This window comes from Blastomonas sp. RAC04, assembly GCF_001713435.1.
Taxonomy (GTDB): domain Bacteria; phylum Pseudomonadota; class Alphaproteobacteria; order Sphingomonadales; family Sphingomonadaceae; genus Blastomonas; species Blastomonas fulva.
In genome coordinates this window covers 3,137,531-3,158,621 of sequence record NZ_CP016460.1, presented here as the reverse complement: position 1 = coordinate 3,158,621, position 21,091 = coordinate 3,137,531, and the positions used below count along the sequence as shown (strand labels likewise).

Sequence of the window (21,091 nt, the reverse complement as noted above, 5' to 3'; positions counted from 1 at the left end):
AAACGCCATGATTATTGCGTGCCCCGCGTGCAACACCCGTTATGCGGTTCCGGACACTGCCATCGGTATTGATGGCCGATCGGTGCGATGCGCCAAATGCGGGCACAGCTGGTTCCAGCATGGCCCGGACGTCGCCCGCCCACCCGAAGCAGCGGCGCCCGTCGCAGCGCCAGCGCCTACTGCAACCCCTGCTCCGACACCGACACCAGCCCCAGCAGCAACTCCTGCGCCTGCGCCTCAGGCTGCCCCCGAAGCAGCGCCAGCGCCCGGCCCTGCCGCACCGAGCGATCCCGAGCCCGACCTTCCGCCGTTGCCGCACCCCGTTCCGCCGATCAGCCGTCCTATCGTTGCCAGCTATGCCGATGATTCGCTGGCCGATCGCCCGAGCAGCTTCAATCATGAGCCGCCCTTCCGCCCGCGTCGCAACCCGGCGAAGCTGTGGATGCTGGGCGCGATCGCCTTTGCGCTGATCGCCTCGGCGACCGCGGTGGCGATCTCGGTCTTCGGCCTGCCGAGCGCGCTCACCAGCTACAGCCTGCCCTTTGCCGAGGTGGAGCCCGATCTGCAGATCGATTTCCCGCCCGCCAAGCAGGAACGGCGCACGTTGCCCAACGGCACCGAGTTCTTTTCCGCATCGGGCACCATCCGCAATCTGAGCAAGACCGCTCAGGATGTTCCGCCGATGCTGGTGGTGCTGCGCGATGCGCAGGACCGGGTGGTGTTCAACTGGATCATCAACCCGCCGGTGGAGACGCTGCAACCGGGTCAATCGGCGGATTTCCGCCAGGCGATGGTCGATGTGCCGCGTTCTGCCAGCTCGGCCGAGATCGCCTGGGCCAAGCGCCGCTGACCGCTGCCCTCGGACGGGGCACGTCCACCGGATAATCCGTGTTGCTATGCGCCAAGCGCTTTGCTAATGGCGCGGCCTGCCACGCGGGCAGGCGGGTCTCAACCACCCTCAAAACCCGCGAAATTGCTGGACTGTGCGGTCATGGCGGAATTGGTAGACGCGCAACGTTGAGGTCGTTGTGGGCGAAAGCCCGTGGAAGTTCGAGTCTTCTTGACCGCACCAGTCCCGCTGCAGCCGGATGCCGGCCTGCAATCCCGACACCTGCTGATCCTCGCTGCCGCAGGCCGCCGCTAGAGCGGATCGCCCGTGTTCAATGGCCAGTGCAACCTGGGGTCGCGGTGCTTGAGCAGCTTGGGGGCGACCCCATGGACCAGACGGAAAGTATCCGCGCACAGCCTGTCGCGGGTCTTGACCGCGAGCACGTTGATAAAGCAGCGGGCTTCGAGATAGGTGGAATCGAGATCGACGAGCTCGACATGGTCGCTGTCGAACGGCTCGCACCTCCAGATATCGCGAAGCGCGAACACGTCATAGCCTTGGTCGATCATCAGGCGGCACAGCGGCGTGTCCCTCAAACCCTGCGACCGAACGACATAGGCGCTGTGGATCTCGCAGATCAACGTGGGGGCGGTTGCGGGGGGCTGGGCGAGCAACTGATCGCTGGTCGCCCAAGGACGCTGCGTGGCACGCGCCCACTTTAACCGCAAAGAGCCGGTGCTGCGCAGGATGATCGGCCACATCAACGACCTCGTACTGATCGATGCCGAAGGCTCGATTTGCGGGCCCACAGTGGCAGTCGGCAGCCGACTGACGCTGACTGCGCAGATCCGGGCGCTGTGCGATGTCCAAAAGCCGCATTTCGGATTGATGATCACAGCCCAAGAAGACGCGATCGTCGCTGCGGTGTCCAACACCATGCTGGGAGAGCCCGATGTCCCCCTGCGGGCGGGCGAGGAGCTGACCGTCGGGTTCACCTTCGATCTGCCGCTGACGCGCGGCGACTATTTCATCGATTTCGGGCTGGCCGAGGCCGCAGGCGAAAGTCTGGACGTGCTCGAATGGCGCAGGGGCGTGAGCCACCTGGTGGTGACCAACAGCAGCAACGCCACCGGGATCGTCGATACCAGGGCGGTCTATCGGCGGAGCTGAGCCTTGCGCTCGCTCAAGCTACAGGATCGAGCGTCTCGGCGACCTCCTTGGTCTTGCGCTCGGGCAGCGCGATCATCGCGAGGATGAACAGCGCAAAGCACAGGCAGATCGCGTTGGGAATGATCAGCGCCCATTCGCCCTTGAGCAGGCCGAAGCTGGTCCACGCGGCAAAGGCCAGGCACGTGAGCGCGAACATGCCGAGCGACAGCCCCTCGGTCGAGCGGCTGCGGATGATTTTCCACGCCTGAGGGGTGAAGCTTGCGACCGAAGCCACCGCTCCGATGGTGCCTGCAACGGTGATCCAGTCGAGTGTCATACCCGCCCCTACGCGCCCGGCGCGTTCGGGTTTCGCAAATTCCTGCCGGACCAAGGATTGTCGGATTGCGCGCGTGGCATCGCGCGCGCGGGAGCCATGCCCGGGGGTGCGCGTATTCGGCTCTGGATGATGCCCATAGGGTGTCCTCCTCCGACGGCCAACAGGCCGGTGGGCAGCAGCGACAACAAGGCGGTGGACGAGTGGATCGAGTGGATAAGGCCGCGCGCGGAGATGCGGCGGCGGTGCTGGATGGCGGCCTGATCTATACCCAGGACGACGCGCCGGGGATCACCCGGGTGCGGCGCGGGCGGGGCTTCAGCTATCACGCGCCGGACGGCCGCCTGATCCGGGACGCCAAGACGCTGACCCGCATCCGGATGCTGGCGATTCCGCCCGCTTATCAGCAGGTGTGGATATGCCCGAAGCCCAACGGCCATATCCAGGCGACCGGGCGCGACGACCGCGGCCGCAAGCAATATCGCTATCATGCCGCGTTTCGGGCGTCGCAGGACAAGGCCAAGTTCGCGCGCCTTGCCAAGTTCGGCGCGGCGCTGCCCGAGATGCGCGAGCGCATCAGCGCCGATCTGCGTTCGCGCAGCACCTCGCGGCGCTGTGTCATCGCTACCATCGTGCATCTGCTCGATTGCACCGCGATCCGCATCGGCAATGCACCCTATGCGCAGCAGAACCGCTCTTATGGGCTGACCACGCTGCGCCAGCGGCATGTGACGCTCGAATCCTCGACCATCCGCTTCCGGTTTGCCGGCAAGGGCGGCAAGAAATGGGATGTCTCGCTGCGCGACCGGCGGGTGGCGCGGGTGCTGCGCGGGTTGCAGGAGCTGCCCGGCCAGCAGCTGTTCGGCTATCTCGATGGCGACGATGTCCGCGCGGTGACATCGGACGATATCAACGCGTATCTGCGCGAGATCGGCGGCGAGGATTTCTCGGCCAAGGATTTCCGCACCTGGTGCGGCACCGTGACCGCCACTGCTATGCTCGCCGAACTCCACCAGCAGGAGGAGCCGCCTGCGGCCGCCGCCGCGATCAAGCAGGCGGTGCTCGCAGCATCACAGGCGCTGCAGAACACGCCCACCATTTGCCGCAAGTCCTACATCCATCCTGCCGTGCTCGAGGCGTACGATACCGACCAGGCGCGCTTTGCCGGCATGGCCACAGACGATGCCGAAAACGAGGTGCTGGCGCTGCTGCTGGAGGCAGAAAACCGCGGAAAACGCGGAACCAACCGGCAGTCGAAGCGTGGTTAGGCGACACCCCCTATCAGCGGACCATAGCCATCGGGAGCCCCGGACGCGTGCACAACAGCCCTGCGCAGACCATCACCATCGATCCTGAAATCCGCGCCGGACAGCGCAGCGCGCTACTGGTCGACTTCGACGGAACGCTGGTCGATATCCGCAGCACGCCCGATGCGGTCGAGGTCAGCCGCGCGGTGATCGATGCCATCGCCGGGGCCTCGCGGCGGCTCGGCGGGCGGATCGCGATCGTCAGCGGCCGCTCGATCGCGCAGCTCGAGGCGCTCTGGCCCGGCGCGATGCCCGAGATTGTGATGGCGGGAAGCCACGGACAGGAGCTCAAGGTCGAAGGCGCAGTACAGGGCCCGGTGCACACCGATCTGTTCGCGCGGATGGCCGAGGCCGCCAGCCGCCATTTCGGAAAGGACGCCGGGGTCGTGATCGAGGAAAAGACCTTCGGTCTTGGCGTGCATTACCGCCAGAACCCGGCGCAGCGTGATGCGGCGCAGGCCTGGGTCACGGATCGGGCGCGCGAGCACGGGCTGTTCATCCAGCAGGGCGACATGGTGTTCGAGCTGCGACCGCGCGGCGCCGACAAGGGCGATGCGGTGCGCGCGATCATGGCGCTGGACCGGTTCAGCGGCAGCCGCCCGGTCTATATCGGCGATGATCTGACCGACATTCCCGCGTTCCAGGCGGTGCAGGCGCTTGGCGGCCATGCGATCAGCGTCGGCGAGCGCACTGCCGCGTATTCCGACGAGCAGGTCGGCGATGTTGACGCGGTGCTGCGACGCATCGGCGAGATGGCGGCATGAGCGCTGCCCCCGACACTGCAGACGTCAAGAGCGACGCCATGAACCTGTGGCCGATTGGCAATTGCGAGGTCGCAGCCCTGATCGATTCCAAGGCGTCGATCCGCTGGGGGTGCCTGCCGCGCTTCGATGGCGATCCGGTGTTCTGCTCGCTGCTCGAGCCCGAAAAGGACCACGGCTTCTGGGACGTGCTGCTCGAAGGCTGCACCCGGATCGAACAGCATTATGTGCGCAACACGCCGGTGTTGGTCACGCGGATGAGCGCGGATTGCGGCAATGTCATCGAGATCGTCGATTTCATGCCGCGCTACCAGCGCCATGGCCGGATGTTCCGCCCGGTGGCGATCGCGCGGATCATCCGCGTGATCAGCGGATCGCCGCGGATCGCGGTGCGGCTGCGTCCGGCGCACAGCTGGGGCGCCCAGACACCCGCGCAGACATCGGGGTCCAATCACATACGTTATATCCTCGATGACCATACCCAGCGACTGACCTGCAACGCCCCTTTGGGCTGGATCAGGAACGAGACGATGTTCCGGGTGGAAAGCGACCTGTATTTCTATTTCGGCCCTGATGAAGGGTTCGATGCCGATCTGCCCGCGACGCTTGAGGCGATGCTGGAGCAGACGGTGTCGACATGGCAGCACTGGGTGCGCGGGCTGCATCTGCCGCTGGAATGGCAGGATGCCGTGATACGCGCCGCGATCACGCTCAAATTGTGCCAGTACGAACAGACCGGCGCGATCGTCGCGGCGCTGACGACATCGCTTCCCGAGCATGCCGATTCGGGGCGCAACTGGGATTATCGCTTCTGCTGGATTCGCGATGCGTATTTCACCGTCCAAGCCCTGAACCGGCTGGGCGCGCTAGATGTGCTCGAATCCTATCTGCATTATCTGCGCAACATCGTCGATGCGGCGCGCGGCGGGCATATCCAGCCGCTCTACGGCATCGGTGGAGAGGCGCAGATCGAGGAACACATCATGCCCGCGCTGAAAGGCTATAAGGGGATGGGGCCGGTGCGCAGCGGCAACCAGGCCTATGAGCAGATCCAGCACGATGCCTATGGCCAGATCATCCTGTCGAGCGTGCAGGCGTTCTTCGACCAGCGGCTGCTGCGCCGCGCCACGGTGCAGGATTTTGAGGCGCTCGAGGCGGTGGGCCACCGCGCCTTCGATGTGTTCGACACCCCCGATGCTGGCCTGTGGGAGCTGCGCACCCGCAGCCACATCCATACCTATTCGGTGGCGATGTGCTGGGCGGCGTGCGACCGGCTGGCCAATGCCGCCAACGCCATCGGCCGCAGCGAGGCATCCAAATTCTGGCAGGACCGCGCCGACCATATCCGCCAGCATATCGACGATCACGCCTGGAGCGAGGAGGGTGACCATTATTCGGCGGTGTTCGGCGAACGCACGCTTGACGCCAGCCTGCTGCAGTTGCTCGACCTCAAGTTCGTTCAGGCCGACGACCCGCGCTTCATCACCACGCTGGCGGCGATCGAGACAGGCCTCAGGCGCGGCAGCCATATGCTGCGCTATGCCGAGGAAGACGATTTCGGCATGCCCGAAACCGCGTTCAACGTGTGCACCTTCTGGCTGATCGAGGCTCTGCACGCCACCGGACGCGACGCCGATGCGCGCGTGCTGTTCGAGGAGATGCTCAGCCGCCGCACGCCTGCAGGGCTGTTGTCCGAAGACATCGACCCGCGCACCGGCGCCCTGTGGGGCAATTACCCGCAAACCTATTCGCTGGTTGGGCTGATCCAGTGCGCAGGCATGCTCTCACGGCCCTGGAGCGATGCACGATGAGCCGACTGATTGCCATTTCCAACCGGGTGCAGGCAGCCCAGGCCGGAGAGAATTCGAACCGGGGTGGTCTGGCAGTCGCGCTTTCGGCGGCATTGCGGGCGAGCAACGGCATCTGGTTCGGCTGGTCGGGCGAGCAGACCGACGAGTTTTCCGGCCAGATCAGCTTTCGCCGGCAGGATGGCGTTGCGACCGCGACCATCGATCTGGAAGCGCAGGATATCGAGGAATATTATAACGGCTTTGCCAACCGCACGCTGTGGCCGCTGTTCCACTACCGGCTCGACCTCACCGAGATCGCGCGCGACTTTGCCGGGGGCTATGCCCGGGTCAATGCGCGCTTTGCCGATACCGTCGCCCCGCTGATCGAGCCCGACGACATGATCTGGGTTCACGATTATCACCTGATCCCGCTGGGCAAGGGCCTGCGCGACCGCGGGTTCGAGAACCGGCTCGGTTTCTTCCTCCACACCCCCTGGCCGCCCGCCAGCCTGATGGTGTCGCTTCCCAACCATCGCGAGCTGGTCGCCAGCCTGCTCAGCCACGATGTCATCGGCTTTCACACCGACGAGTGGCGGGCCTCGTTCATCGACTATATCGTCACCCATCTCGACGCCCGGATCGAAGGCGAATTCGCGCATTATGACGGCCGGGTAACGCGGTTATTGGTGTGCCCGATCGGTCTGGACACCACCGAATTCACCAGCGCACTGGGTACGCCCGCCGCGCTGAGCGCCGAAGAACGGCTGATCACCAGCGCGGTGGGGCGCCAGGTCATCGTCGGGGTGGACCGGCTCGATTATTCCAAGGGGCTGCAGGAGCGGTTCCTTGCCTATGAGCAATTGCTCAATGTCCGTCCCGATCTGCGCGAAAAGGTGTTCATGCTGCAGATCGCGCCGCCCTCGCGGGGCGACGTCGCGAGCTATCAGCAGATCCGCGCCGATCTCAACAGCCTGTCGGGCGGGATCAACGGCGAGTTCGCCTCGATCGACTGGGTGCCGGTGCGCTATGTCAACAAGGGCTATGCGCGCGAGGAGCTGTTCGGCATCTACCGTGCCTCGCGGGTCGGGCTGGTCACCCCCTTGCGCGACGGGATGAACCTGGTCGCCAAGGAATATGTCGCGGCGCAGAACCCCGAGGACCCGGGCGTGCTCGTGCTGTCGCGCTTCGCCGGCGCCTCGGTGCAGCTCGATGCGGCGCTGATCATCAACCCGCACAGCAGCGAGGACATGGCCGATGCCATTTCGCGCGCGCTCGTGATGCCGCTCGAGGAGCGCAAGGAGCGGCACGCAGCCATGCTCACATCGGTGGTGAAGGAGGACGTACGCTGGTGGAGCGCCAAGTTCATCGCCGCGCTGGCGGAGCCCGAGCCGCAGGAAGATCGCCCCAAGCTGGCGCTGGCCTCGAGCAAGCCGTGATGCAGAACCAGCGGGTCAGCGCACCCGTTCGCTGAGCTGGCGTTCCCAGGCGAGTGCATGCGACACGATGGTGTCGAGATCATCGTGCTGCGGGGTCCAGCCGAAGCGTGCGCGGATTGCGCGGTTGTCGGCGGTGAGCGAGGCGGGGTCGCCCGCGCGGCGGCCCTGCAGCACGCGCTCGATCTGGCGGTTGGTCACCCGGTCGACCGCATCGAGAACCTCGAGCACCGAATAGCCATGGCCATAGCCGCAGTTGAGCATGTGCGAGCGCGCAGGTTCCTCGATCAGCGCCTCGAGCGCAAGCACATGTGCATGCGCCAGATCGCTGACATGAATATAGTCGCGCACCCCGGTACCGTCGGGGGTATCGAAATCGGTGCCGAACACGCCGACATTGTCGCGCTTGCCCAGCGCAGCTTCGACCGCGACCTTGATCAGGTGGGTCGCGCCTGCGGTCGACTGGCCGGTGCGCGCCTGCGGATCGGCGCCCGCGACGTTGAAATAGCGCAATGCGCAGTAGTTGAAATCGTGCGCCGCCGCGCAATCGCGCAGCATCCACTCGGTCATCAGCTTGGATGTGCCATAGGGATTGATCGGCACTTGCGGATCGGTCTCGGCGATCGGGCCGTCGCTGTCGGGCGTGCCATAGGTCGCCGCGGTGGACGAGAAGATGAAGTGCCGTACCCCGCCGGTGATCGCCGATTCGATCAGCGCGCGGCTCTTTACGGTGTTGTTGCTGTAATATTTGAGCGGATCGCTGACCGATTCGGGGACCACTACCGATCCTGCAAAATGCAGGATCGCGCCCACCTTCTGCTCGGCGATGATCTTTGCCAGCAGATCGCCATCGGCGATGTCGCCCTCGTAAAAGGCGACGTCATCGGGGACCGCCCAGCGGAAGCCCGTGACGAGGTTGTCGATCACCGCGACCTTCCAGCCTGCGTCCAGAAGCGCGAGCACGGCATGGCTGCCTATATAGCCCGCGCCGCCGGTGACGAGGATGGTGTGCTGGCCCTTGAAGCTGTCGATCGCGCTCATCGGCATGCTCCTCAGTGCCCGGCCTGCTCGCCCCGCTCCAGGCCGGAGGCGGCAAGCTGTTCGTCGATCTGCGCCATCAGCCGCTCGAGCCCGGCCTCGTCGCGCGCTTCGGCGCGGGCGACCAGAACGTCCTGCGTGTTCGATGCGCGCAGCAGCCACCAGCCGTCTACGGTGTTGACGCGGGCACCATCGGTGGCGTTGACCGTCGCGCCGCTCGCCGAAAGCCGTTCGAGCACCTCGTCGATCACCGCGAACTTGCGGCTCTCGTCGACCTGGAAGCGCATTTCAGGCGTGTTGATCATCGGCGCCATGTCACCCCGCATCTCGGTTACCGACTTGCCCAGTACGGTCTGCGCCTCGATCAGCCGGACCGCGGCATAGAGCGCGTCGTCATAGCCATAATAACGGTGCTTGAAGAACACATGGCCGCTCATCTCGCCCGCCAGCGGACAGCCGGTTTCCTTCATCTTGGACTTGATCAGGCTGTGCCCCGTCTTCCACATCAAAGGCACGCCGCCCAGCTCGCTCACCCGGTCGAACAGCGCCTGGCTGGCCTTCACATCGGCGATGATCGTGGCGCCGGGCAGGTCTTTCAGCACCACTTCGGCGTAGATGCTCAGGAGCTGATCGCCCCAGATCACGCGGCCCTGGCCGTCGATCGCGCCGATCCGGTCGCCATCGCCGTCGAAAGCCACTCCGAAATCGAGGTTCTTTTCCGCGACAAGCGCCTTCAGGTCAGCGAGATTCTTCTCTTCGGTGGGGTCAGGATGATGATTGGGAAAATTGCCATCTACTTCGGTAAACAGCGTGAAGTGTTCGCCCGGAAGCCGCTTGACCAATCTTTCGACCGCAGGGCCAGCCGCGCCGTTGCCGCAGTCCCAGCCAACCCGCGCCGCAGCGCCGCCAAAATCCTCGACCAGCCGGTCGACATAGCGGTCGAGAATGTCGATCTGCCGCGAGGTGCCCGTGCCCGCGTCCCAGTCGCCCGATGCCCCCATCTCGCCCAGCTTGCGGATATCCGCGCCGAAGAACGGACGGCCCTGAAAGACCATCTTGAAGCCGTTGTAATTGGCGGGGTTATGGCTGCCGGTTATCTGAATGCCGCCATCCGCCTCTTCTAGCACCGCTTCGGCATAATACAGCATCGGGGTGGGGCCCATGCCTACACTGATCGCGTCGATGCCGCTGTCGTTGAGGCCGCGGATCAGCGCGGCTTCGAGCATCGGCGAGCTCACCCGGCCGTCATAGCCGACGACGACGCACTTGCCGCCCGCGCGCGCGATCAGCGTCGCAAAGCCGCGGCCGATGGCATAGGCGTCCGCATCGCTCAAAGTCTCGTCGATGATCCCCCGGATATCGTATTCGCGCAAGGTGGTGGGATCAAACTGATGGGTCATGGGAAAAGCTCTTCCGGAAATGTCAGGCGTGTAGCCATAGGACGTCTTGGGGTGCGAACCGTTGCTGCGGCACTACTGACAAATTGACGTGAACTCAATTGGCTTGGTGGCGCCCGGGTGCCGCGAACCACCGGCTTATGGCCTGGGCGATCCGGGCGGAACTGTGGCCATCGCCAAACGGATTGTGCGCCTGCGCCATGGCGGCATAGGCGGCCGGGTCGTCGAGCAATTGCGTGGCCTGCGCAACGATGGTCGCGCGATCGGTGCCGACCAGTTTCGCGGTTCCCGCCGCCACGCCCTCGGGCCGCTCGGTGGTGTCGCGCATCACCAGCACCGGCTTGCCCAGAGCGGGCGCCTCTTCCTGCACCCCGCCGCTGTCGGTCAGCATCAGCTCGGCGATCTGCAGCAGCCGGGTGAAGTTGAGATAGTCGAGCGGCTCGAGCAGCGCCACATTGTCCAGCCCTCCCAGGATCGGCAGCATCGCCGCGCGCACCTGCGGGTTCAAATGCACCGGGAAGATGATCGCGACATCGTCGCGCGCGGCCAGATCGCGGATGGCATGCGCGATGTCGTCCATCCCGCTGCCGAAATTCTCGCGCCGGTGGGTGGTGACGCCGATGATGCGCTTGCCCGCAAACCGCGCCTCGACCGGAGCGATCACCGATGCCTGTGCGGGATCGTCGGCCAGCTTCGCGGTGACCCAGTGCAGCGCATCGATCACGGTGTTGCCGGTGACGAGGATCTTGTCGTCGGGCACCGCCTCGCGGCGTAGGGCGTTGGCGGCGGTCTCGGTCGGGGCGAAGTGCAGATCGGCAAAGCCGCCGATGATCTTGCGGTTCACCTCTTCGGGCCAGGGGTGATAGATGTTGCCCGAGCGCAGACCCGCCTCGACATGCGCGACGGGGAGCTTGCGGTAATAAGCGGCGAGCGCGCCGCACATCGCGGTCGCGGTGTCGCCCTGGACGATCACCATGTCGGGCTTTTCCGCGTCGAGCACCGCGCCGATGCCGGTGAGCAGCCGCGCGCTGATCTCGTCGAGGCTCTGCCCCGGCTGCATCAAGGCCAGGTCATGATCGGGCACAAGCCCGGCGATTTCGAGCACCTGGTCGAGCATCTCGCGGTGCTGGCCGGTGACCAGCACGACCGGCTCGAGCCCGTCAGCCTCGTTCAGCGCCGCGATCACCGGGAACAGCTTGATCGCTTCGGGACGGGTGCCGAAGATCACCATGATGCGTCGCGACCCGGTCTTGCCTTCTGTCATCTGCATTGCCCCCCGTTGACCCGCAGCTCAGCGGCCGACACTGACATAGGTGAAGCCCGCCGCCTTCATCTGCTCGGGCTTGTAGATGTTGCGCAGGTCGACCAGCGTGGTGCCGCGCATCGTGCGGAGCACGCGCGGCAGATCGAGCGCGCGGAACACGTCCCATTCGGTGACGATCACCGCGCAATCGGCCTGGTCGAGCGCCTGATAGGTGCCCGCCGCCATCGTCACCCCCGGCATCAGCGCGGTGGCTGCCTCCATGCCCTCGGGGTCATAGGCGATGACTTCGGCACCGGCGTCGATCAGCCCCTGCGCGATCACGATCGCGGGAGCGTCGCGCATGTCGTCGGTGTTGGGCTTGAAGGTGAGGCCGAGCAGAGCGATGCGCTTGCCTTCGACATCGCCGCCCATCGCCGCGATCACCTTGCGCGCCATCGCGCGCTTGCGCAGGTCGTTGACCCGCACCACCGCCTCGACGATCTGCAGCGGTGCCTCATGGTCCTGCGCGGTCTTCATCAGCGCAAGCGTATCCTTGGGGAAGCAGCTGCCGCCATAGCCCGGCCCTGCGTGCAGGAACTTCGACCCGATCCGGCCATCGAGCCCGATCCCGCGCGAGACGTCCTGCACATTGGCGCCCACCTTCTCGCAAAGATCGGCCATCTCGTTGATGAAGGTGATCTTGGTCGCGAGAAACGCGTTGGCGGCGTATTTGATCACTTCCGACGTGCGCCGCGAGACGAACAGCAAGGGCGATTCGTTGAGGAACAAGGGCTGGTAGATCTCGCGCATGTATTCGCGGGCCCATTCGACCTCGGTGCCCACCACGATGCGGTCGGGGCGCTTGAAATCGCCGATCGCGGCGCCCTCGCGCAGGAATTCGGGGTTCGAAACCACCTCGAAATCGGCGTCCGGGGCGGTATGGCGGATGATCTTCTCGACCTCGTCGCCGGTGCCCACCGGGACGGTCGACTTGGTGACGATGACGCAGCGTTTGCGGATCGATTCGGCGATCTCGCGCGCGGCATCGCGGACATAGCTCAGGTCCGCAAAGCCATCGCCGCGGCGCGAGGGCGTGCCCACCGCGATGAACACCGCATCGGCATCGGCGACGCTCGAGGGCAGATCGGTCGAGAACGACAGGTTGCCGGCGCGGACGTTCTTGTTGACCAGCCCTTCCAGCCCCGGCTCGTAGATCGGCATGACTCCGGCGAGCAGCGACTCGATCTTGGCGGGATCCTTGTCGACACAGACCACGTCATGGCCGAAATCGGCAAAGCATGCCCCCGATACCAGGCCGACATAGCCCGAACCAATCATTGCAATCTTCATGTCAGGATAAGCTCCAGAGCGTCTTTGCCCCGTCTAGTTGCCGTCACACAGGGCGTCAAATGTTCAACGGGCGGGCGATTGACCGCGCCTGATAGCGGCAGAATGTTGCAATGATCTGAACGGCGCGGCTGCGTCTGCCAGGGGGTCAGAGCGGCTTTTCGTAGATCACATATTCGCGGTTCACCTTGCTGTCGATCGCATCGGCAATCGCGACCATGCCCTGGTTGTCCTCCAGCACCCAGCCGAGCTCGCCGCGCACCGCGCCATATCTGCCCACCGCCTCGATGCGGATCGTCTCGATCATCATGAACGCCATCTGCGCCGCGAGCCGCGAATTCTGCAATTCGGTGCGCACCCCCATCAGCGGCACGCGCACGCTGGGCGAGCGGCAATCGCGTAGCCACCACAGCAATTTGGCCCAGCCGAACGGCAGCAGCGAACCCTTGAGCGGCGCGGTGACCGCGTTGATATCGGGCAGGGTCATCAGGAACGCGACCGGGCGCCCGTCATATTCGGCGATCATGATCAGGTCCTCGCGCACCAGCGGGCGCAGTTTCTTGCCGATATAGGCGATCTCCGCATCGGTGATCGGCACAAACCCCCAGTTGTTGCCCCATGCCTCGTTGAGGATCTCCAGGATGATCGCCGCCTCCTCGTCGAACCGGCTCTTGTCGACCTTGCGGATGCGGATGCGATCGTTGCGGTGGCCCGATGCGACGATCCGCTGGATCAGCGGCGAAAACCCGCCGACGATCGGCAGCTCATAGGTCAGCAGCTTCTTCGCGGGGGCATAGCCCATCGCCTCGATCCAGCCGCGATAGGCGCGGTTGTGGTGTCCCATCATCACCATCGGCGGTGTCTCGAAGCCGGCGGTCAGCAGTCCGGGCTCGTCCCAGATCGACAGGCTGAGCGGCCCCAGCGCGCGGGTCATCCCCTGGTCGCGCAGCCACGCCTCCGCCGCTGTCAGCAGCGCGCGCGCGACCTGTTCGTCGGCGGCCTCGAACATCCCGAAATTGCCCGTGCCCGGCCCCATGCCCTGGCTGACCGGCTGAGCGAGCGCGAGATGATCGATATGCGCCGAGATCCGCCCCACAACCTTGCCGCCGCGCAGCGCGATCATCGGCTGGACGGTGGCGTGGCCATAGAAAGGGTTCTTGGCCGGATCGAACATCTCGCGCATTTCGGTGCGCAGCGGCGGCACCCAGGCCGGGTCCGACGCGTTCAGCGTATAGGCAATTTCGATGAATGCCTTGAGCCCCGCCTTGTCATTGACCGGGCTGACCCTTATTTCACCTGGGTTCGTCAACGCCGTTTCCTTGTCCGGGCCGCGACCTCATCGGGGTCCGGCCGTGTGCGAAGCGTTCTTTGTCGCCCGGCCATGATCTGTGTCAAGGACATGCGGGCCAGATGTTGCCATGTTGCTGCCATCTTGGTCTGGCTTAAGCAGGCACTCACAAGCAGGATTTTTATGGCAAGCAGCTTTCCATTGACCGGCCCTGACGCCTCTGCATCGCAGGGTACGACCAGCGCGCGCGTCGTCGGCCAGGTGCCCGACGACATGGCGATGATCCGCGCGGCGGCGAGCCTGACGCGCGATCTCAACGCCGCGCGTCCGGCGATCTACTGGACCGATCTGCTGGCCTCGGTCGCGATCGGCTATGGCAGCCTGGCAGGCGCGATCCTGGCAGATTCGACTGCGCTCGCGGTGCTGTGCGGGCTGGTCGCGGTGCTGGCGCTGTACCGCGCGGGCAGCTTCATCCACGAACTCACCCATTTGCGGCCCGATGCGGTGCCGGGCTTCAATGCCGGGTGGAATGCGCTTGTCGGCATTCCGCTGCTGATCCCCAGCTTCATGTACGAAGGCGTGCACAACCTGCACCACCAGCGCCTGCGCTATGGCACCGTCAAGGATCCCGAATATCTGCCGCTCGCGCTGATGAAGCCGTGGACGGTGCCGCTGTTCGTCGCGGTGGCCGCGCTCGGTCCTGTCGGGCTGATCATCCGCTATGGCGTGCTTTCGCCATTGTCCGCGCTGATCCCGCCGCTGCGCCGCATCGTCGTCGAGCGCTATTCGGGGCTGGTGATCAACCCGGCATTCCGCCGCGTGATGCCGGAAGGTCCTGCCCGCCGCCAGTGGCTGGTGCTCGAGACGCTTGCCAGCGTCTGGGCGATGAGCCTGATCGCGCTGGTCGCGACCGGGACGATCCCGTTGCGCGTCTTTCTGATCGGCCTGGCCATCGCATCGGGCACGATGGTGCTCAACCAGGTCCGGACCCTGGTCGCGCATCTGTGGGAGAACGAGGAGCAGGTGATGAGCGTCACCGCGCAGTATCTCGACAGCGTCAACGTGCCCCCGCCCGGCCTGCTGCCCGAACTGTGGGCCCCTGTCGGCCTGCGCTATCATGCGCTGCACCATCTGCTGCCCGGCGTGCCCTATCACGCATTGCCCGAGGCGCATCGCCGCCTGTCGCGCGAACTGACCGGCGCCTCGACCTATGCGCTGGCGAATTATCGCAGCCTGTCAGGCCTGGTCGGTCGTCTGGTCCGCAGCACCTTCCGCACCACCGCGCGGCGCTAGTTTCGACCGTCATCCCCGCGCACGCGGGGGCGGCGGTCAGCTTTCAGCCGGGCTCGAGGCCGAGCCCGAACCCACGCCCCGCTTGCGCGGCTTGCGCTGGCGATCGACCATTTCGGGCTCGACCGGATCGCCCAGCACCGCGAGGCCCTGGCCCAGGGCCACGCGCTCGTCGAACACGAAGCAGCCGCCGGAAAACAGCGACTCCTCGGCGGGCACCTCCTCAAGATATTTGAGGATGCCGCCCTTGAGATGATAGACCTCGTCGAACCCTTTTGCGCGAACATAGGCGGTGGCCTTCTCGCAGCGGATGCCGCCGGTGCAGAACATCGCGATCTTCTTGCCCGACGCCTGCAGGGCGGCGGCCTGATCGTCAAACCAGGCGGGGAACTCGCTGAACCGCTCGGTCCCCGGATCGATCGCATGGACAAAGCTGCCCTGTTCGACCTCGAAGCTGTTGCGGGTATCGATCACCACCGTATCGGGATCGCTGATCAGCGCGTTCCAGTCGGCAGGGTCGACATAGGCCCCCTGGCCGTGCACCGGATCGATGTCGGGCACGCCCATGGTAACGATCTCGCGCTTCAGCCGCACCTTCATCCGGCGGAAGGGGGCAGAGCGCGCGCCCGAATACTTGACCTCGACATCGGCAAAGCCGGGCAGGCTGCGGATATGGTCGATCGCCGCGGCAACGCCCTGTGCCGATCCCGCGATCGTGCCGTTCACCCCTTCGCGCGCGAGCAGCAGCGTGCCGCACAGGCCATGCTGCGCGCACAGCGCCTCGACCGGGGGCCGGACGGCGGCGGGGTCCTCGATCCGCGCGAAATGATAGAGCGCGGCAACGGTGATCGGATAGTCGTCTGATTGGGTCATGCCCCGCCCATAAGCCACACCGCTGCCCGATGCCAATGCTCAGGCTTGCATGGGGGTGCGGACTGCGGCATGGCAGCGTCCATGGTTCCCCTTTCGTTCGCCGGACAGCAATTTGCGATCGTCGACCGCGCAGGCCTGTACTGGCCCGCGCAGTCCGCGCTGTTCGTCGCCGACCTGCATTTCGAAAAGGCGAGCTGGTATGCGGCATCGGGGCAGATGCTGCCGCCCTATGACAGCGCCGCGACGCTTGACCGGCTGGAAGCCGCGATCGCTGCGTGCGGCGCGACGAGCCTGTGGTGCCTGGGCGACAACTTCCACGACAGCCGCGGCGCGCAGCGGCTGGATGTCCGGCTGGCAGAGCGGCTCGAGAGCCTGTCGCGCCGGATCGCGGTCCACTGGATCACCGGCAACCACGACAGCGCGCTGGATGCGGGCTTTGGCGGGCAGGTGGTGGACGAGGCGGTGCTGGGCGGCCTCGCGTTGCGGCACCGTGCCGAATCAAGCCGCAGCGTGCCTGAACTTTCGGGGCATTTTCACCCGCGCCTGAGGGTGCGGCTGCGCGGCCGGATGGTGTCGCGTCCGTGCTTCGTGCGCTGCGCGGAGCGCTTGATCCTGCCCGCCTTCGGATCGCTGACGGGGGGAATGGATGCGGGCGATCCGGCCATATTGGGGGTGATGGGCGAGTCCCCCCAGGCGGTTGTCGCTACGGAAAGCAAGGCCCTGGCGTTCTATCTTCAAAAAACCGCAGATTTGCGCGCCTGACGCGCCCCCCGGGCGTGTGTTGCGTTTTTGCGACAATCGGCTGCATTTTTGCGGGAGACCCGCGCAAATGCTGGATTTGAGGCCGATTTGGTCTACCGTGAGCGTCAAGGCGGCAAAATAGCCGTCACGCTGAACCAAATCAGGAGAGAGATATGCCCAAGCGTTTCGGCACCACCAGCCGTGTGTCCCTCATGCTTTCCGCCGGCCTTGTCGCCATGGCCAGCCCGGCCCTCGCTCAGGAAGCCGCAGGCGAAGACGGCATCAACGACAGCAACACCATCGTCGTCGTCGCCCAGGGTCGCGAGCAGCTGCTCTCCGATGTTCCGGTCGCGGTGTCGGCGGTCAATGCCGAAACGCTCGAAAACACCGGCGCCAACGATATCCGCCAGCTCAACCAGGTCGTCCCCTCGCTGCTCGTGTCCTCGACCGGCAACGAAGCGAACGGATCGGCGCGTATCCGCGGTATTGGTACCGTCGGCGACAACCCGGGCCTTGAAAGTTCGGTCGCGGTGTTCATCGACGGCGTCTACCGTTCGCGTTCGGGCATCGGCCTCAACGAACTGGGCGAGATCGAGCGGGTCGAGGTCCTGCGCGGACCACAGGGCACGCTGTTCGGCCGCAACGCATCTGCCGGTATCATCTCGATCTATTCCAAGAAGCCCGAATTCGAATTCGGCGGCTTTGGCGAGGCGACCTACGGCAATTTCGACAACATCCGTCTGCAGGCGGGCCTCACCGGCCCGATCACGCAGGACCTGGCCGCCCGCATCGACGGTGTCTTCGAAAAGCGCGACGGCTTTCTGCAGGACGTCACCAACAACATCGATCTGAACAACCGCAACCGCTATTTCGTCAAGGGACAGCTGCTGTGGGAGCCCACCGACGCGGTGTCGTTCCGGCTGATCATGGATTATACCAACCGTGACGAACGCTGCTGCGGCGCGGTCTATCTCGGCCGGGACTTCAACCCGCTGATCGGTGACCTCAACAACCCGTCGGCGCCGCTGACGCCGCTCCAGGCCAATGGCAACAACATCATCAACGTGCTGCGCGATCTGGGCCAGCCGCTCAACTCGTTCAACAACCCCTTCAGCCGCCAGACCAACGTCACCCGCGGTCGCAACTACAACGGCAGCACCAAGGACGGCGGTATCTCGCTCGAGGTCAACTGGGACTTGGGCGGCGCATCGCTGACCTCGATCACCGGTTACCGCGAGTACAAGAACAGCCAGGCCGGCGACATCGACTACAGCGCGGTCGACATCCTGTATCGTTCCGATGACGAGGACGCGCAGTTCCGCCAGTTCAAGACCTTCACCCAGGAACTGCGGCTGCAGGGCGAGGCGTTCGACGGCAAGCTGGACTGGCTGGTCGGTGCCTATTATGCCGACGAAGACCTGACCGTCCGCGACAATCTGCGCTTCGGCAACCAGTACGGCCGCTTCGCGAGCTGCCGCCTGATCTCGGGTGGCGGTCTGGCAGGCCTGTACTCGCCGAACTCGCCCGGTTGCGTCGGTGCTCGTCCCGCGCTGTTCGGCGCGGCCTCGCCGATCATCTTCGGAGCGCTCGACCGGCTCGACAGCATCAACGATCGCGGTTCGATCAGCGATCGCTATTTCCAGAACAGCCGCAACTATGCGTTCTTCACCCACAACATCGTGCACATCACCGACCGGCTCGATCTGACGCTGGGCCTGCGCTACACCAACGAGCGCAAGCGCTTCAACGCGACCTTCAGCAACGACAACACCGCGTGCGTCCAGAACCAGGCCGCACTGACCGGCTTCCTCACCAACCCGGCGCTCGCTGCGGTGGCAGGCGGCATCATCGGCCTGTCGTGCCAGGGCAACTCGACCGCGGAACTCAACGGCGTGTCGATCAACGATCGTCGCAGCGAGAATGAGTTCACCGGCACCGCGGTGCTGTCGTGGAAGGTCACCGACGATCTGCTGCTCTATGGCAGCGCCTCGCGCGGCTACAAGGCTGGCGGCTTCAACCTCGACCGCTCGGCGCTCAAGGGCCCGATCGTCGCGCCGCTGGGCCAGGTTCCCACCACCACCTTTGCCTCGGTCGGCGGTGCGCAGGCGCTGGTGCGCAACCTGCAGTTCGACCAGGAAATCGTCGATGCCTTCGAACTGGGCATGAAGTACTCGAGCGGTCCGCTGACCGTGAACCTGGCACTGTTCCGCCAGCAGTTCGAGAACTTCCAGCTCAATACGTTCAATGGCACCGTGTTCCTGGTGCAGACCGTCAATGGCTGCTCGGCCAACCTCAATGGTGCGGATCGTGACCAGAACCTGTCGCCCCAAGGCGCGAACTTCAACGTAAACGCCGCGACCACCGGCGCGTGCGCTCCCGGCGACACGACCTATGGCGTGGTCGCGCAGGGCGTCGAACTCGAAGCCTCGATCAACCCGGCACGCAACTTCACCGTCAATGGCGGCGTGACCTATGCCCAGACCAAGTATCGCAACAACCTGGTCGGCAACAAGACCGGTGCTGCGCTGGATCCGGCGCTGCGCCTGCTGCCCGGCGACAACCTGTCGAACGCGCCCGAGCTGACGCTCACCGGTTCGATGGCCTGGACCCCGGATATCGGCGACAGCGGCCTGTCGGGCCTGGTCTATGTCGACACCCGCGTGACCGAGGGCTTCAACACCGGATCGGATCTGTTCCCGCAGAAGGAACAGCCCAGCTTCGTGGTGGTCAACGCCCGTGTCGGCCTGCGCGGACCCGATCAGAAATGGGCGCTCGAACTGTGGGCACAGAACCTGTTCAACGAAGACTTCACCCAGGTCGCGTTCAACAGCCCGTTCCAGGCTGGCGGTACCACAGCACCGTTCGTCGATCCGCAGTTCCCCGGTGGTCGCCAGATCTTCTCGGCGTTCCTTGCCGAGCCTCGCACCTATGGCGTCACGCTGCGCACGCGCTTCTGACAACAGCCTCGATCTGACAAAGGGCCCCGTCTGCACGCGCAGGCGGGGCCTTTTGTCGTTCTCGCCTAACGTGCCGCCTCGCCCCGGCCGTGGCGCGCCAGCGTGACCACCAGCACGGCCACCGCGCCCGCCATCAGACCGGCGGCAAGCACGAAGGGTGCGCCTGGAAACAGCAATCCGCGATCATCGGCATAAGCGGCGAACACCCCGGTCATCATCGGCGGGCCGATGATCGCGGTGAGGCTGATCACGCTGGCGATCGCGCCCTGCAATTCGCCCTGGGCATCCTCGCCCACGCGCGGGCTCATCAGCTGCTGCATGGCGGGAAAGCACATGCCCGGAACGCAACCGATGACCATGCCCAGGATGACCACCGGCGTGCTGGGCGCAAAGGCCAGGATGAGGAACGAGGGCACCGCAAAGCTGAGGCTCACCGTGGCGGTCCGCACCGGGCCGAAGCGGGCGATCATCCGGCCCGAGAGCACGCCCTGGGTGAGCACCAGCAATGTTCCGAACAGCGCCACGGTCATCCCCGTGATCGCGGGCGTCCAGCCGAACTTGAGCGTGCCGTAATATGCCCAGACCGATAGCTGCGACTGGCTAGCGAGCTGCATCAGGAAAATCGCGCCGAGGCAGCCGATGACCAGCGGGATCCGCGCCATGCGCACCAGCGTGCCGAACGGGTTGGAGCGGAAGGGATCGAACCGCCGGCGCTGCGCGGGATCGAGTGTCTCCTCGAAGCGCAACAGCCCGAACACCACCCCGATCAGGCACAGCACAGCCGCCGCGATGAACGGCAGCCGGTCGCCGAACTGGCCGATCAGCCCGCCGATCGCCGGGCCCAGCACGAAGCCGGCAGCGCCTGCGCCCCCCAGCATCCCGAAGGCGGCGCCGCGGCGTTCGGGCGCGATGCTATCGGCAATGCAGCTGTTGGCGGCGGCATAGCTTGCCCCCATGATGCCAGACACCAGCCGTCCGACGAACAGCCAGGTGATATCGGGCGCGGCGGCCATCAGCGCGTAATCGACGCCCAGCAGCGCGAGAGTCGCGAGCAATACGGGTCGTCTGCCGAACCGGTCGCTGAGGCCGCCGATGACCGGAGCGAACAGGAACTGCATCGCGGCATAGGCGAACAGCAGCCAACCGCCGAGCATCGCGGCCCGGTCGATGCCTTCGCCGGTGAGCTGCTGGATCAGCGAGGGCATCACCGGAACGATGAGCCCGATGCCGGCCATGTCGATGAACACGATCGAGGCCAGCACCACAAGGTTGCGATTGATCACGGCGGACCTTCCTGGAGATAACGGAAAGTCT

At 65.3% G+C, this 21,091-nt stretch carries 18 protein-coding genes and 1 tRNA gene; 10 read left to right on the top strand and 9 right to left on the bottom strand.

Annotation, left to right across the window (positions count from 1 at the left end; translation table 11 throughout):
* Nucleotides 1–7 precede the first annotated feature (7 nt).
* Both BSY18_RS15645 and BSY18_RS15640 read left to right on the top strand, forming a co-directional pair.
* Nucleotides 8–850: an MJ0042-type zinc finger domain-containing protein gene (locus BSY18_RS15645; RefSeq protein WP_069051125.1), complete on the top strand. Its 843-nt coding sequence runs from the start codon at nucleotides 8–10 to the stop codon at nucleotides 848–850.
* A gap of 135 nt (nucleotides 851–985) precedes the next feature.
* Nucleotides 986–1,072: transfer RNA gene (locus BSY18_RS15640), tRNA-Leu, on the top strand.
* Nucleotides 1,073–1,140: 68 nt separating this feature from the next.
* Here BSY18_RS15640 and BSY18_RS21060 read toward each other — a convergent pair.
* Nucleotides 1,141–1,398: a hypothetical protein gene (locus tag BSY18_RS21060; RefSeq protein WP_150126306.1), complete on the bottom strand. Its 258-nt coding sequence runs from the start codon at nucleotides 1,396–1,398 to the stop codon at nucleotides 1,141–1,143.
* A 133-nt stretch (nucleotides 1,399–1,531) separates the two neighbouring features.
* On the opposite strand from BSY18_RS21060, the gene BSY18_RS15630 reads away from it, so the two are divergent.
* Nucleotides 1,532–1,999 (top strand): Wzt carbohydrate-binding domain-containing protein, encoded by a 468-nt coding sequence (locus BSY18_RS15630; protein WP_150126305.1) that lies wholly within the window; start codon nucleotides 1,532–1,534, stop codon nucleotides 1,997–1,999.
* A gap of 13 nt (nucleotides 2,000–2,012) precedes the next feature.
* Here BSY18_RS15630 and BSY18_RS15625 read toward each other — a convergent pair whose 3' ends face one another.
* On the bottom strand, nucleotides 2,013–2,315 hold the full coding sequence (locus BSY18_RS15625; RefSeq protein WP_069051122.1) for a SemiSWEET family sugar transporter: 303 nt from the start codon (nucleotides 2,313–2,315) through the stop codon (nucleotides 2,013–2,015).
* A 200-nt stretch (nucleotides 2,316–2,515) separates the two neighbouring features.
* Here BSY18_RS15625 and BSY18_RS15620 point away from each other — a divergent pair, with 200 nt between their 5' ends.
* From BSY18_RS15620 to BSY18_RS15605, 4 genes are read left to right on the top strand one after another with little or no spacing between them, the layout of a single operon-like run.
* Nucleotides 2,516–3,580 (top strand): DNA topoisomerase IB, encoded by a 1,065-nt coding sequence (locus BSY18_RS15620; RefSeq protein WP_236823387.1) that lies wholly within the window; start codon nucleotides 2,516–2,518, stop codon nucleotides 3,578–3,580.
* Nucleotides 3,581–3,627: 47 nt separating this feature from the next.
* Nucleotides 3,628–4,383 (top strand): trehalose-phosphatase, encoded by a 756-nt coding sequence (gene otsB, locus BSY18_RS15615; protein ID WP_171900253.1) that lies wholly within the window; start codon nucleotides 3,628–3,630, stop codon nucleotides 4,381–4,383.
* On the top strand, nucleotides 4,380–6,191 hold the full coding sequence (locus BSY18_RS15610) for a glycoside hydrolase family 15 protein (RefSeq protein WP_069051121.1): 1,812 nt from the start codon (nucleotides 4,380–4,382) through the stop codon (nucleotides 6,189–6,191). The genes otsB and BSY18_RS15610 overlap by 4 nt, the downstream gene beginning before the upstream one ends.
* Nucleotides 6,188–7,606 carry an alpha,alpha-trehalose-phosphate synthase (UDP-forming) gene (locus BSY18_RS15605; RefSeq protein WP_054135932.1) on the top strand — a complete coding sequence of 473 codons (1,419 nt, stop codon included), beginning with the start codon at nucleotides 6,188–6,190 and terminating at the stop codon, nucleotides 7,604–7,606. Before BSY18_RS15610 ends, BSY18_RS15605 begins: the two co-directional genes overlap by 4 nt.
* Before the next feature lie 15 nt (nucleotides 7,607–7,621).
* Here the strand turns inward: BSY18_RS15605 and galE are convergent, their stop codons facing one another.
* The 5 genes from galE to BSY18_RS15580 form a co-directional block, all read right to left on the bottom strand.
* Nucleotides 7,622–8,644: a UDP-glucose 4-epimerase GalE gene (galE, locus tag BSY18_RS15600; protein ID WP_069051120.1), complete on the bottom strand. Its 1,023-nt coding sequence runs from the start codon at nucleotides 8,642–8,644 to the stop codon at nucleotides 7,622–7,624.
* Nucleotides 8,645–8,655: 11 nt separating this feature from the next.
* A complete protein-coding gene (pgmG, locus tag BSY18_RS15595; protein ID WP_069051119.1) occupies nucleotides 8,656–10,041 on the bottom strand; it encodes a phosphoglucomutase/phosphomannomutase PgmG in 1,386 nt (461 codons plus the stop codon).
* Between the two features lie 94 nt (nucleotides 10,042–10,135).
* Nucleotides 10,136–11,302 (bottom strand): non-hydrolyzing UDP-N-acetylglucosamine 2-epimerase, encoded by a 1,167-nt coding sequence (gene wecB, locus BSY18_RS15590; RefSeq protein WP_069051118.1) that lies wholly within the window; start codon nucleotides 11,300–11,302, stop codon nucleotides 10,136–10,138.
* A 27-nt stretch (nucleotides 11,303–11,329) separates the two neighbouring features.
* Nucleotides 11,330–12,631 carry a UDP-glucose dehydrogenase family protein gene (locus BSY18_RS15585; RefSeq protein WP_069051117.1) on the bottom strand — a complete coding sequence of 434 codons (1,302 nt, stop codon included), beginning with the start codon at nucleotides 12,629–12,631 and terminating at the stop codon, nucleotides 11,330–11,332.
* A gap of 145 nt (nucleotides 12,632–12,776) precedes the next feature.
* Entirely contained in the window at nucleotides 12,777–13,937 is a 1,161-nt protein-coding gene (locus BSY18_RS15580; RefSeq protein WP_069051116.1) for a hypothetical protein, read from the bottom strand.
* Nucleotides 13,938–14,099: 162 nt separating this feature from the next.
* On the opposite strand from BSY18_RS15580, the gene BSY18_RS15575 reads away from it, so the two are divergent.
* Nucleotides 14,100–15,209 (top strand): fatty acid desaturase family protein, encoded by a 1,110-nt coding sequence (locus BSY18_RS15575; protein WP_069051115.1) that lies wholly within the window; start codon nucleotides 14,100–14,102, stop codon nucleotides 15,207–15,209.
* Between the two features lie 36 nt (nucleotides 15,210–15,245).
* On the opposite strand, the gene trhO is transcribed toward BSY18_RS15575, so the two are convergent.
* Nucleotides 15,246–16,079 (bottom strand): oxygen-dependent tRNA uridine(34) hydroxylase TrhO, encoded by an 834-nt coding sequence (gene trhO / locus BSY18_RS15570; protein WP_069051114.1) that lies wholly within the window; start codon nucleotides 16,077–16,079, stop codon nucleotides 15,246–15,248.
* Between the two features lie 81 nt (nucleotides 16,080–16,160).
* On the opposite strand from trhO, the gene pdeM reads away from it, so the two are divergent.
* On the top strand, nucleotides 16,161–16,841 hold the full coding sequence (gene pdeM, locus BSY18_RS15565) for a ligase-associated DNA damage response endonuclease PdeM (protein ID WP_069051113.1): 681 nt from the start codon (nucleotides 16,161–16,163) through the stop codon (nucleotides 16,839–16,841).
* A 152-nt stretch (nucleotides 16,842–16,993) separates the two neighbouring features.
* Nucleotides 16,994–19,777, top strand: coding sequence for a TonB-dependent receptor (locus BSY18_RS15560; RefSeq protein ID WP_069051112.1), 2,784 nt, complete (start codon nucleotides 16,994–16,996; stop codon nucleotides 19,775–19,777).
* A 65-nt stretch (nucleotides 19,778–19,842) separates the two neighbouring features.
* Here BSY18_RS15560 and BSY18_RS15555 read toward each other — a convergent pair whose 3' ends face one another.
* Nucleotides 19,843–21,060: an MFS transporter gene (locus BSY18_RS15555; RefSeq protein ID WP_083231504.1), complete on the bottom strand. Its 1,218-nt coding sequence runs from the start codon at nucleotides 21,058–21,060 to the stop codon at nucleotides 19,843–19,845.
* Nucleotides 21,061–21,091: the final 31 nt, after the last annotated feature.

What these genes read in the sequence shown, in the direction of transcription:
- BSY18_RS15645 (WP_069051125.1), top strand. Translation starts at nt 8, where the DNA reads ATGATTATTGCGTGCCCCGCGTGCAACACCCGTTATGCGGTTCCGGAC.
- pdeM (WP_069051113.1), top strand. Translation starts at nt 16,161, where the DNA reads ATGGTTCCCCTTTCGTTCGCCGGACAGCAATTTGCGATCGTCGACCGC.
- galE (WP_069051120.1), bottom strand. Translation starts at nt 8,644, where the DNA reads ATGAGCGCGATCGACAGCTTCAAGGGCCAGCACACCATCCTCGTCACC.
- BSY18_RS21060 (WP_150126306.1), bottom strand. Translation starts at nt 1,398, where the DNA reads ATGATCGACCAAGGCTATGACGTGTTCGCGCTTCGCGATATCTGGAGG.
- BSY18_RS15560 (WP_069051112.1), top strand. Translation starts at nt 16,994, where the DNA reads ATGCCCAAGCGTTTCGGCACCACCAGCCGTGTGTCCCTCATGCTTTCC.
- BSY18_RS15605 (WP_054135932.1), top strand. Translation starts at nt 6,188, where the DNA reads ATGAGCCGACTGATTGCCATTTCCAACCGGGTGCAGGCAGCCCAGGCC.
- trhO (WP_069051114.1), bottom strand. Translation starts at nt 16,079, where the DNA reads ATGACCCAATCAGACGACTATCCGATCACCGTTGCCGCGCTCTATCAT.
- BSY18_RS15625 (WP_069051122.1), bottom strand. Translation starts at nt 2,315, where the DNA reads ATGACACTCGACTGGATCACCGTTGCAGGCACCATCGGAGCGGTGGCT.
- BSY18_RS15575 (WP_069051115.1), top strand. Translation starts at nt 14,100, where the DNA reads ATGGCAAGCAGCTTTCCATTGACCGGCCCTGACGCCTCTGCATCGCAG.
- BSY18_RS15585 (WP_069051117.1), bottom strand. Translation starts at nt 12,631, where the DNA reads ATGAAGATTGCAATGATTGGTTCGGGCTATGTCGGCCTGGTATCGGGG.
- wecB (WP_069051118.1), bottom strand. Translation starts at nt 11,302, where the DNA reads ATGACAGAAGGCAAGACCGGGTCGCGACGCATCATGGTGATCTTCGGC.
- pgmG (WP_069051119.1), bottom strand. Translation starts at nt 10,041, where the DNA reads ATGACCCATCAGTTTGATCCCACCACCTTGCGCGAATACGATATCCGG.
- BSY18_RS15610 (WP_069051121.1), top strand. Translation starts at nt 4,380, where the DNA reads ATGAGCGCTGCCCCCGACACTGCAGACGTCAAGAGCGACGCCATGAAC.